At 64.2% G+C, this 10911-nt stretch carries 9 protein-coding genes; 4 read left to right on the forward strand and 5 right to left on the reverse strand.

What is annotated here, in order from left to right; all coding sequences use genetic code 11:
* Positions 1 to 53 precede the first annotated feature (53 nt).
* Positions 54 to 1025: a LysR family transcriptional regulator gene (locus V7D81_RS04230; RefSeq protein ID WP_324314723.1), complete on the reverse strand. Its 972-nt coding sequence runs from the start codon at positions 1023 to 1025 to the stop codon at positions 54 to 56.
* A gap of 403 nt (positions 1026 to 1428) precedes the next feature.
* Here V7D81_RS04230 and V7D81_RS04235 point away from each other — a divergent pair, with 403 nt between their 5' ends.
* The gene (locus V7D81_RS04235; RefSeq protein ID WP_324314724.1) at positions 1429 to 1743 is read left to right on the forward strand and encodes a PilZ domain-containing protein; all 315 of its coding nucleotides are present in this window, start codon (positions 1429 to 1431) and stop codon (positions 1741 to 1743) included.
* 86 nt (positions 1744 to 1829) lie between these two features.
* Positions 1830 to 2549, forward strand: coding sequence for an HAD hydrolase-like protein (locus V7D81_RS04240; protein ID WP_324314725.1), 720 nt, complete (start codon positions 1830 to 1832; stop codon positions 2547 to 2549).
* Between the two features lie 47 nt (positions 2550 to 2596).
* Here the strand turns inward: V7D81_RS04240 and V7D81_RS04245 are convergent, their stop codons facing one another.
* The 4 genes from V7D81_RS04245 to V7D81_RS04260 all read right to left on the reverse strand — a co-directional run bounded on the left by V7D81_RS04245 (position 2597) and on the right by V7D81_RS04260 (position 8936).
* Positions 2597 to 3601 (reverse strand): alpha/beta hydrolase, encoded by a 1005-nt coding sequence (locus V7D81_RS04245; RefSeq protein WP_324314726.1) that lies wholly within the window; start codon positions 3599 to 3601, stop codon positions 2597 to 2599.
* 59 nt (positions 3602 to 3660) lie between these two features.
* On the reverse strand, positions 3661 to 5952 hold the full coding sequence (locus tag V7D81_RS04250; protein ID WP_324314727.1) for an outer membrane protein assembly factor BamB family protein: 2292 nt from the start codon (positions 5950 to 5952) through the stop codon (positions 3661 to 3663).
* A gap of 84 nt (positions 5953 to 6036) precedes the next feature.
* Positions 6037 to 6822 carry a hypothetical protein gene (locus tag V7D81_RS04255; protein WP_324314728.1) on the reverse strand — a complete coding sequence of 262 codons (786 nt, stop codon included), beginning with the start codon at positions 6820 to 6822 and terminating at the stop codon, positions 6037 to 6039.
* On the reverse strand, positions 6819 to 8936 hold the full coding sequence (locus V7D81_RS04260) for an outer membrane protein assembly factor BamB family protein (protein ID WP_324314729.1): 2118 nt from the start codon (positions 8934 to 8936) through the stop codon (positions 6819 to 6821). The genes V7D81_RS04255 and V7D81_RS04260 overlap by 4 nt, the downstream gene beginning before the upstream one ends.
* An 84-nt stretch (positions 8937 to 9020) precedes the next feature.
* On the opposite strand from V7D81_RS04260, the gene V7D81_RS04265 reads away from it, so the two are divergent.
* Positions 9021 to 9698 (forward strand): TetR/AcrR family transcriptional regulator, encoded by a 678-nt coding sequence (locus V7D81_RS04265; protein WP_324314730.1) that lies wholly within the window; start codon positions 9021 to 9023, stop codon positions 9696 to 9698.
* 35 nt (positions 9699 to 9733) lie between these two features.
* On the forward strand, positions 9734 to 10456 hold the full coding sequence (locus tag V7D81_RS04270; protein ID WP_324314731.1) for a hypothetical protein: 723 nt from the start codon (positions 9734 to 9736) through the stop codon (positions 10454 to 10456).
* The last annotated feature ends 455 nt before the right edge of the window (positions 10457 to 10911 follow it).

A 10911-nucleotide genomic window follows, 5' to 3' on the forward strand; every position in this document is an offset into this window, starting at 1 on the left:
CGCACGTCCGGTGGTGTGGGAGGGCGGTGAGCGCAAGCTCACCCCCTACCCGATCAGGGAAGGATTTTTTCGAGAACCCGGGCGGGCTCTTCGCTCTCGTGCGCCGTGCGGATCGCCGCGCGCACTTTCGTCACCAGCCAGTCGATTGCCGGATCGGAACCCGCCTGGGCGCGACGCAGTGCAATCACCGAGTGCGAGCCGTATTCGAAGGGCAGGGTGAGGATCTGCAGCCGCAGGCTGTCCGCGTAGCGGCGTGCCAGCCGCAGCGGAACGGTGGCGATGGAATCGGTCTGCGAGACCACGGTGAAGGCAATCAGGAAGCGCGGCACGCTTGCCACGACCCGGCGCGTAACGCCCAGTTGCTGCAACGGACGTTCGCCGACATCCGTCATGGTGCCGCTGGCCGTCACGATGACGTGACCCGCCGAGGTGTAGGCGTCGAGATCAATCTCGCCCCGGATGCGCGGGTGACGCTGCCGGGCAATCACGCAGTAGCGCTCTTCGTACAGCGCATCCGCATACAGCGCCTCCGGAAGCGGGCAGTCGAAACGGCCGATGGCCAGATCGATCTCGTCCAGCGAGAGCGCCCCGAGCGCTTCTTCGCCCATCAGCATTCGAAACGAGATGCGCGCATGCGGCGCCTCGCATTCGAAGGATCGCAGGATGCGCGCGGCTGTCAGCGTGCAGTCGAAGTCCGCACCGGCAAGGCGGAACTGCCGGTAGGTCGTGGCCGGATCGAATCCGCGACCGATGTCCATCGTCTCCTGCGCGCGCAGGATCAGATCATCGATCATCGGCGCGATTTCGAGGGCGCGCCGCGTCGGTTCGAGGCCATTGGGACGACGGATGAAGAGCGGGTCCTCGAACAGCTGGCGCAATCGGCCGAGTACGTGACTCACTGCCGACTGACTCAGTCCCAGGCGTTCGGCCGCAGCAGTCGTGCGGCGGCAGCGCACCAGTTCGCGAAACACCAGAAGCAGCGTTCCATCGAGACGCTTGATCCTGTTGCGATCGATGTGAGTCACGATGTCCCTGACCCCCTGCAAGTCTCTGCGCATGTGCGACGGCGACGATGCCGGCGCGCTGCGCGAGGTTGTTTAATCAATGCCGTCGCTTCGTGCGACCAGATACTGCAGCGACGTCGCCAGTTCAGTGACGCGCGTGCATACCTTAAATGCAAATTTTGACTTTATGCGAAGATTATCCTTAGGGGTTATCCGTATTGCAACGATAATTAGTCGACAATTGCCGTATTGAGCCGACTAAGTAAGATATTTCAGTCGGTTGACTGATTTATTGATGCACATACCATAGAATCAGAATATAGGGCATGCCCGGAAGATGCGGCACTGCAGTGCTGCGAAGCAACGCAGAAAAACTGCGTGTTTTCGAGATCTCTTCGCGGCGCGAAATACGGGGGAGGCATCGATGATGCGTGACTCGGGGAGGTTCGAGCCGCCATTCGGATCGGAGCGGCGCGGGCAGGCACGATTACCCGTACGCGGGTTCGCCGTCGTCCAGGGCAGGCGCGGGCAAGCGCAGGCGGTGGATATTTCGGCGTCAGGAGTGTGTCTTTCGCTGTCGTATCCGCTCAAAGTGGGCGAGACGTATCGCCTCGATCTGGAGATTCACGGCGAGCCGCCGCGTGTGAGGTCGGTGCTCGCCCGTGTGTGCTTTTGCCTGGCGTCGAACGGCACGTACCGGATCGGATTCAACTGCGCCCTGGCGGATTTCGTCGATTGAGACATAAGCCTGTGCGGGCGGGCTGTCAGGACAACAACTACCGCGGACGGCAAACAGATCGCCGTGGTTCGTCAGAAGGAAGCTCCTTGAATCTCAACGTCCTGCTGGATCTGGATGGCACGCTGACTGACCCTCGCGTCGGATTCGTGGCCAGCGTCAATCACGCTCTGGTGAAGTTGCGGATGCCCTCCCTCCCGGAGCGGGCGCTCACGCGCCACATCGGTCCGCCGCTGCGCGAAACGCTTTCATGCCTGCTCGGCCCGTCGCGTCAGCACCGGCTCGCGCTTGCCCTCCGGCACTACCGCGAACGCTATGCGGGCGGCGGCGTACTCGAATGCACCGTCTATCCCGATGTCGCCGAAGCGCTGGCGATGCTGCGCGAAGGCGGCGTTCGCCTGTTCCTGGCGACGTCGAAGCCGACGCTGTTCGCCGAACGCGTGCTCATCCATTTCTCGCTGCAACAGTACTTCGACCGGATCTACGGGAGCGAACTCGACGGCATGCATGCCGACAAGCACGCATTGATCGCGCATATCCTGGAGCGGGAGCGGCTCGATCCCAGGGCGACGGTGGTCGTCGGAGACCGATGTCATGATGTGCGCGCTGCGCGGGCGCACGGTCTGTCATCGGTCGGCGTGCTATGGGGCTATGGTTCGAGGTTGGAGCTGGCGGAGGCGGGTGCGACTTTTCTCGTTCGTCATCCGCAGGCGCTCGTCGACTCGCTGTTGCCTGATCCACGTCGCATCGCGCGTGCGCGCCTGGCAGCCTCGCCGCTGCGCGTGGTCAGGTCGGGATCGGCTCGATAGCGTCGCGCGCCTGGATCGGCGCGCGACGCGGGCATCGACGTCTGCCCTTACAGATGCTGGTTGAACCAGTCGGCAGCGGCGTTCGAACTGATTTCGAACGCTTTGTCGATATACATCTGGAAGTGCGTGGTGTCCGGCACTTCGATCCACTTCTTCGGTCCCTGGATGTCGGCGAATGCGGCACGGCTGGCGACATTGCCGCCCAGTTCCTCCTTCTCCGCAACGACCATCAGGATCGGCCGTTCACCCAGGAATCGGGCGTGGTAGAACGGGTAGTACTCCCGCACGGCCTGCTGGGTTTCGACGTCGACCATGCGCGGGATGGAGAATCCCGTTTCGTACTCGTCGCCCTGACCGGTGCGTGCGCGTTTGATTGCATCGGCGAGCAGCGCACCCTCGAGCTTGAGCGGGGCGGGCTGCGCGTTGCTGCCTCCGGGGATCTGCGCCACGACCGCCTTCACGCGCGCGTCCTGGCCGGCGACGGTGATGACGTGACCTCCCGCGAAGCTCGAACCCCACACGCCGATGCGCGCCGGATCGACGCCGGCTTCTCCCTGCAGATAGGAGATCGCATTGCGGAAATCCTCCACCTGGCGTGCAGGTAGAAGGCGTGTGCGTTTGATGACGACGTTCGCCTGCGTGCGCGTGAAGCGCACGGCATCGTCGTTCTTCAGACGATCGGTGACGGTCGGGAAGCCGTCGCTGCCGCCCCAGCCGCGGTAGTCGATCACCATCGCGACCAGTCCGCGCTCGGCGAAACGGGCGCCGTATTTCTCGATCGAGTTGTGATAGCCGGCCCAGCCCTGCCCGAGCACGACCCCTGCGAGTTTCTTGTCGGCAGAGAAGTTCTTCGGGAAGAACAGCTTCGCGTAGCAGGCAATGCCGTCGCTGTAGTAGATCACCTCGCGCGTCGTCACGCCGTCGGCGAGCTTGTAGGCCCAGTCCTGCGACGTGAGCCCGCGTTTGATGGGCGCGTCCGCCGCCATGGCGGTGGCGCCGAGCGCCAGGGCGGCTGCCAGCATCGGCGCCGTGATCAGCTTCAATCGCATCATGTCAGGTCCTCTTGGTGGGTGCTGCGGTCGAAAGGATGAGTTGCGTAGTCATTGAAGGGTCAACCCTCGGGCGGCGGCATCGCCGGCCCGGGAGACGGCGCGCGTGAGGGGCTCGCGCGCAGCGATCTCACGACGTACTTCGCGACGGCGTCGATCTCCTTGGGAGCGAGTGCGGCGCTCAGCGGCGGCATCTGGCCCTGGCCTTCGGCGATGATGAGTGCAACGTTCGCCAGATCGGTGCGTCCCGTGAGCGAAGGCCCGACGCCGCCCTGGCCCGTAGCGCCATGACAAGCTGCGCAGAGACGACCGAACACCTGTCCGCCGAGCGCGAGTTCCTCGGCACTGACGGGAACGGAGGCTGCAGCTGCTGTCTTGGTGACGGGCGCCGCCTGGACGGCGACGCCCGCGGCCGGCGGTGCTCCGCTTTCGCTGGTGCCGTCGAGGCTGAGCGCAATCATCTCGGCGGGGCGTCCGTTCTGTGAGACCGTGAGGACGACATACTGACGACCGCGATGCATGTACGTCATCGGCGCGCCGGTCACGAGTGCAGGCATGGCTTCCTGCCACAACACCGCGCCGTCGCGTTTGTCGTAGGCGCGCAGCATCGGGCCGCCGGTCTGGCCGGGCAGGCTCCCCGATTCGCCCATGAAGATGAGTTCCTTCGTGAGGACGAGACCCGGGCGGATGTCGTACTGCCCCATGCGGTCGAAGTCGAGCTTCAGGCCTTTCAGCGCCGGATGATTGCGGATGAAATCCGACGCGCCGCCGACCGGAATGCGCCACAGATGCTCGCCGCGATTCATGTCCAGTGCGACGAGTTCGCTGTACGGCGGTTTCAGGATCGGCAGTCCCTGCGGGCCGGTCACCACATGATTGCCGGAAGGCAGGTACGCGTAATTCGTGCGCGCAGGATCGGCCTTCGCCACCGCAGCGGCATAGGGTTTGTGGCGGATCGGGACGTAGAGCACGCCGGTATCGGGATCGAACGCGCCGCCGATCCATTCCGCGCCGCCGCCGTAGCCGGGATTGATCCAGGTGCCGCGCAGCCCGTTCTCGCCGGCAACGATCGGCGGCAGGAACAGCGGTCCCTTGGCGTAGCGCTTCATGATCTCCACCGCCTCGGCGCGAAGCTGCGGCGTGAAGTCGATGAGCTGATTCTCGTCGTAGCCGAGGAAGGACAGCGGCGCGGGTTTGCTCGGGAACGGCTGCGTCGCCGAGGTCTTCTCGCCAGGCACGGTGCTTTGCGGCACCGGGCGTTCGTGGATCGGCCAGATGGGTTCGCCGGTGATCCGGTTGAACGTGAACACCAGGTTCTGTTTCGTCAGCAGGGTCGCGACCGGAATGCGCTGCCCATCGCGCACGATGTCGTGCAGGATCGGCGCGGCCGGGTTGTCGTAGTCCCACAGACCGTGATGCACGGTCTGGAAGTGCCACACGCGCTTGCCGGTGCGGGCATCGAGCACGAGGATGCTTTCGGCGAAGAGATTGTCGCCGGGCCGGTCGACACCCGCGAAATCGTTGGCCGGCGTATCGGTCGGAATGTAGACGTAGCCGAGCTTCGGGTCCGCGCTCATCATCGTCCAGGTGCCGGCGTTGCCGCCCCAGCGCCAGCTGCCCGCTTCCCAGGTCTCGTTGCCGACCTCGCCGGGACGCGGCACGACGTGGAACGTCCACAGCTGCTTTCCGGTGCGCACGTCGAAACCGCGGAAGTTGCCTGGCGTCGCTTCCTTCTTGAAGGTTTCGCGCGGCAGCGACTGCGCGACGATCACATCGCCGACGACGATGGCCGGCGAGACCGAGCGCACGTCGACGCGCGGACGCATGTCGTCGAGGTTGTCGCGCAGATCGAGCCAGCCGTTGCGGCCGAAGTGCGGATCGGCGCGTCCGGTGCGTGCGTCGATCGATATCAGGCGACCATCGAGCGTGTTGTGGATCAGGCGCTTCTCGCGTCCGTCGCTCCAGAAGGCGAGCGCCCGCGAGTTGAGCGAACCCGTGCCATTGCCGATATCGGCGGGTTGCGGCTCGAACGTCCACAGGGTCTTGCCCGTGCCGGCATCGATCGCAGCCACGCCGTGATTGAGCCACGGCACGTAGAGCACGCCGTCATCCAGCAGCGGTGTCGACTTGAAGTTGTTGGAGGCACCCGTTCCATTCGTGTCGGCGCTCCAGCGCCAGGCGATCTTCAGCCGCGCGACATTGGCGGCATTGATCTGGTTCAGCGGTGCGTAGCGCGTCTGGCCGGCGTCGCCGCCCCAGTAGGACCATCGCGAGGCGTCGTAGGCGGGCGGTGCTGCTCCTGCATCATCGGCCAGCGACGCGGTGCCATGTACGGCGCAGCAGGCGAGAGCCATCGATAGCGTGCGGAGGCGGAAAGAGGATCGGGCGGTTTTCTTCATGCTGGAGACAGAGGTAGTGAAAATGGAGCGGGCCGCTCATCAGGGAACGCGATAGTACTCGCGCATGAAGTCCATGTCGGCCTGCGCGCCGGTGAACATGCTGACGATGTCGGCGTAGGGGAAAGTGCCGCCCCAGCTCGGCGCCGTGAAGGCGGGCGGTGCATCCAGCACCGCGGCGCGCCAGGCATCGAAGTCATCGAACCACAGCTCGCTCATGCGCACCCAGGCGTCGGCGCGCGTGAGCGGATCGGCGGACTTGTAACTGACGAATCGTCGCAGTCCCGTGAGTTTGGCCAGCTGCGGCGCATGAACCTGCAGGAACCAGCGCTCGCCGTCGTCGACCGAGACGCCGGCCGGATAGCGCACGAAGTAGACCCAGCGGACATAGGTCGCGCGGTCGCGCGGCATCGCGTCGAGAAATTTCTCGGTCGGAATGGCCGGGACGACGATCTGCGCGATGCGGTTCTTCCCGGGAAAGCGCTGCGGGTCCATCGGCGGGGGCGAGAGTGGATAAAACGCACCGCGCGATTCGTCGCGGGCCTGGAGGCTCGGATACCACATTTCCGTGAGCCGGTAGTTCACGACGTTGAAGCGCTTGGCCACGGATTCCGGAACGTCCTGAGCCCGATACGTCCAGTATCGCGTGAGCCAGGGCCCGACCGATTGCAGCGTCTCCTGCGAATGCGTACGTCGATACCACTGATCGAGCAGGGTGTTGTCGCCGGGTACTTCCCAGATGGAGGCGAACTTCACCATCTGCGCCTCGGCCGGAGCAGCCAGTGCAGTGAGTAGCGACCAGCAGGCGAGCCAGTGTGTCTTCTTCATTCGTGAATTCCTCGCGCGAGGGTTTGCGGCAACGCGAAAACCCAGAGGGTCGCGCCGCCGTTGGGTGTGCCGGCGATGCCTGCGCTCTGAAGCATGGCCGTGGCGTGGACGAAGCCTTCGTTGGTCGCGACCGCGACGTACTGCTGGCCGTTCACGCTGTAGGTGATCGGATAGGAAACAGGCATGTTGTCGAGACGCGCCTGCCACAGCAGTCGGCCGTCGCGATCGTCGTAGGCGCTGAAGCGGCGATCGGCGGAGCCGGTGAAGAGAAGTCCGCCGGCCGTGGCAAGCATGGCGCTCGTGAAGGGGGCGGACTGGCGATGGGTCCAGGCAACCTCGTGCGTATCGAGATTGATGGCCTTGATGAGCCCGAAGCCATCGCCTTCGCCGGGCTCCTTCTGCCAGCGCGGTCCGTTGGGGAAGGGATGGCGGCACGTGTCCGTGAGCGGCACGTACAGCGTTCGACGCCCGGCGTCGTAGGCGCTCGCCATCAGGTTGCGCGCGCCGAGCAGATCCGGGCAGATGCCCGGCAGGGTGATGCGCTTGAGCACGGCATCGGTCGCGGGAATCGCGGCGGGATTGAGCGTCTTTGCGCCGCTGACCGGATCGATCGAAGCGATGACGTTCTGCATGCCGAGGTCGATCGAGAAAAGATATTTGCCGGTTGCGGCATCGAGCGCTTCGAAGATGGCCAGCTTGCCGCCGGTGATGACGGCCTTGCGCGGTTTGCCGTTGACGTTGATCTCCACGACCTGGCGTTCGAACGCCCAGTCATGATCGAGCTGATCGTTGGCCTGGTGCTGGAAGTACCAGACGAGCTTGCCGGTGTCGGCATTGAGCGCAATCGTGCTGTTGGTGTAGAGCGCCTCGTTCGTGACGCCGGGCCGCTGCACCGGTGCACGCAGCGGCTGCGTGTCATACGTCGGCGCGGCGCCGAAGTAGACCAGGTTGAGATCCGGGTCGTAGGTGGCGCCGACCCAGATCGAACCGCCGCTGCGCGCTTCGAGCGGCAGGCCGTTCCAGCTCTCGCCGCCCGGTTCGCCCGGGCGCGCGATCGTGTAGAAGCGCCACAGTTCCCTGCCGCTGTCGATGTCGAGCGCGACGATGAAACTGCCGCCCTTCACCGTGTGAAATCCGTTCAGACCGACGATGACCTTGTTGCCGACGACGAGCGGGGCGCTCTTGATCTGGAAGTCCTTCTGGCCGCGCGTGTCGATCGCGTGTTCCCAGCGTACGGCGCCGGTGCGGGTGTCGAGTGCCAGAACGCGCACGTCGGAGGTCGGTACCAGCAGCGTGTTTCCCTGGATCGCAACGCCCTTCTTGCCCTGATGAACGGCGGTGCCTTCGAGCTTGCGTTCATGCCGCCACAGCAGATCGCCCGTCGTCGCATCCAGCGCCTCGACGATGTCTCCATAGCTGTACGCAAAGAGCACGCCGTCGTGAACGATGGGCGTCATCATGTTGCCGCCTTGCGGCAGCGACCAGCTCCAGGCGAGCCGCAGATCCCCGGCGTTGTGCCGATCGATCTGCTCGAGCGGACTGAAGCCGAAGCCATCGTACGTGCGGCGCCACATGAGCCAGTCGGACGACGGTGGCGATCGCAACGAAGCATTCGTAACGGCGGTGAGATGATCGAGACGGCTCGGACGGCCCGATGCAGTGCCCGATGGCTGGCTGGCCGGCGCTGTGCCGTGCGCGGCGTCGGCAAAGACGGGCGCCTGCAGCGATGCAGGATCGGCGGGCAGCGGCTGCTCGCTGCTCGCAGCGCCGTTGGTCTGAAGCACATACGCAAGCAGATCCCCATACGTCGCTGTCGGCAGTGGCTTCGCGCCCGGCGGCATGCGAACGAACTGCGCGTAGAGCGCCGCGCCGCTTTGTCCTGCCCACTTGCGCTGAAAAGTCGCGCCGCTCAATGCCGGACTCATTCCGGATCCTTCGAGGGAGGCGCCATGACAACTGGCGCAGAGCTGCGAGTACGCGACCTTGCCGCGATTCGCCTGTTCGATGCTGAAGGAAAGCGCTGCGGGCGCAGGAGCCTGTGCGGCCATTGCCGACACGACGTTCAGCGAGAGGACTAGGCTGGTCAGCGCAATCGCGCAGGATCGATTCTTCATGGAGCTCGGGCATGGCGCTTGTGGAGATAGGTATAGTTAACTACACTGATCTACGAAACTACAACGTCGTCGACGAGATCTGTCATGACCGACAGCGACAACGCCTATCCGCTTCGCACTGCACGAAAGCACAGCACGCGCACCGCACTGGTCGATGCCGCGGCGGAATTGTTCGCGCGCAAAGGCGTCGAGGATGCGACGCTCGACGAAGTGGCCGCTCACGCGGGCATGCACGTGCAGACGCTCTACCGGCATTTCCCCAGCAAGGCGGCCCTGGCGCAGGCCATCGAACTCAAATACCTCGAGCGTTTCCGCGAGCGGATCGAAGATCCGGCGCGGACCGAAGACACACTCACGTTCTGGCGCGACTGGGTGGAGACGGCCGCTCGCGAAGTCACCGAACGCGACGGCGGCCGCGGTTATCGAGCCGCCATTCAGCAGCGCTTTGCAGCAACCGCGGTGCCGGGAAACCTGCTTGCGAGCTGGTTCGAATATGAAGAGCTGCTTGCCAGATCGCTCGCGCGCGATCTCGGCGTGCATCCCGATAAAGATCCGCAACCACGCTTGATCGCCTGCGCCCTGTGGGCCGGCAACGTGAATGCGGCGCGGCGCTGGGTTATGAGCGAGAAGCCTGGCCAGACCCTGAGTGCTGCGTGTGTCGCCGTCGTGGACGGCGTCGTCGCGCTCCTGGGCGGAGAAGCGCTGCGGAAATCGAAAAAGACCGGATCCTCGCGCGCGGCCGTCAACCGTCGCCGTCGATAGTTTTCATCAGTTCAAACTCATCAAGGAGTCATCACATGCGTATACCGTTGCTTCGATTCGGACTGGGGAGTCTGTTGGCGATGATGGCCATCCCCGTGGTTGTCGCCAACGGTGGCGGAGCCGGTGTCATCGACCCTGTCGCCGATGCGGACAAGCTCGCCGCGCGTCCGAACATCAATCAGACGCCGGTCGGCACGTCGGGAAAATGGACCATGGAGAAGCTGAACGCGCTGACCCAGGAAGAGGGCATCGCGCTGTGGCGCACGCTGCCGGCGCCGACGCTCGAGGAAATGAACGGTCACTACACGGGACTCGGCCCCGGCGCGGACGATCCGGCCTATCAGAAGGGCTATGCGGACTACATGTTCAACGAGAAGTCGGTGCGCGGTTACTGGCTCGGCAAGGCCTTCCATCCGCTGACGGCGAGCACCGGCGAGGGCTACAACCGCTGGCGTTTCCCGGGCGGACGCATCGAGCGCAACTTGCGGATGGCGACGAGCGTTCGTCCGTCCATCATCGACGGCAAGCCGGCGTACGTTCTCGACTACGGCGCTTTCAACAAGACGACGTTGTTCGATGAGCTGCGCAAGCTCGAAGACGGCATCTATATCGGCACGGCCACGGTCGCCCGCCCGGATGGGACGCGATCGAAGCTGGACATGTTCATCCTGGTCGGTCCGACGGATGAATGGGTCGGTGCGCCCTACACACTGGGACCGACGCCGCTGAAGGAAGGAACCAAGCTGCCGACGAAATGAGTCGGAGCGACGGCCGCCTGCGCGAACCCGCAGGCGGCCCTTGAGACATATCTATATGACCGGGGCCGGAGAACGGACCCCGGCTCCTTCGGCAGAGACATCACCCACACCCTTCGATGTACTTCTCGCAGCAAATTGTTGCGTGGACGGCACGCTTTTGCGTTCGCAACAAGCCGCCGCCCGGCGTTGTGTGCGGGTGCAGCACGCTGCGTGCATTTGCGGATGCGAGAGGGAAGTCGAGGATGGATCATCTGCCTGGTCTCATCGGCATCCGGGAAAATCAATCAGTTGACGGAATCAGTCTTCGATCGTAGACCGTCGGTGCAAAAAAACAGTTTGTCTCTGCAAGGGATATTGCAAACGTCCTGAAAGTAGCTCAATAATCAACATACCGAGTATTAAAAAATATCCAGCGGCCTATACATCCGTGACTGGCTATTCGGTTCACAACTCTC

Origin of the sequence: Povalibacter sp., assembly GCF_036735925.1 — a bacterium.
Classification (GTDB): Bacteria; Pseudomonadota; Gammaproteobacteria; order Steroidobacterales; family Steroidobacteraceae; genus Steroidobacter.

Excerpts from the sequence above, each read along its gene's own strand:
- V7D81_RS04235 (WP_324314724.1), top strand. The coding sequence starts at position 1,429 with ATGATGCGTGACTCGGGGAGGTTCGAGCCGCCATTCGGATCGGAGCGG.
- V7D81_RS04245 (WP_324314726.1), bottom strand. The coding sequence starts at position 3,601 with ATGATGCGATTGAAGCTGATCACGGCGCCGATGCTGGCAGCCGCCCTG.
- V7D81_RS04250 (WP_324314727.1), bottom strand. The coding sequence starts at position 5,952 with ATGGCTCTCGCCTGCTGCGCCGTACATGGCACCGCGTCGCTGGCCGAT.
- V7D81_RS04255 (WP_324314728.1), bottom strand. The coding sequence starts at position 6,822 with ATGAAGAAGACACACTGGCTCGCCTGCTGGTCGCTACTCACTGCACTG.
- V7D81_RS04260 (WP_324314729.1), bottom strand. The coding sequence starts at position 8,936 with ATGAAGAATCGATCCTGCGCGATTGCGCTGACCAGCCTAGTCCTCTCG.
- V7D81_RS04265 (WP_324314730.1), top strand. The coding sequence starts at position 9,021 with ATGACCGACAGCGACAACGCCTATCCGCTTCGCACTGCACGAAAGCAC.
- V7D81_RS04270 (WP_324314731.1), top strand. The coding sequence starts at position 9,734 with ATGCGTATACCGTTGCTTCGATTCGGACTGGGGAGTCTGTTGGCGATG.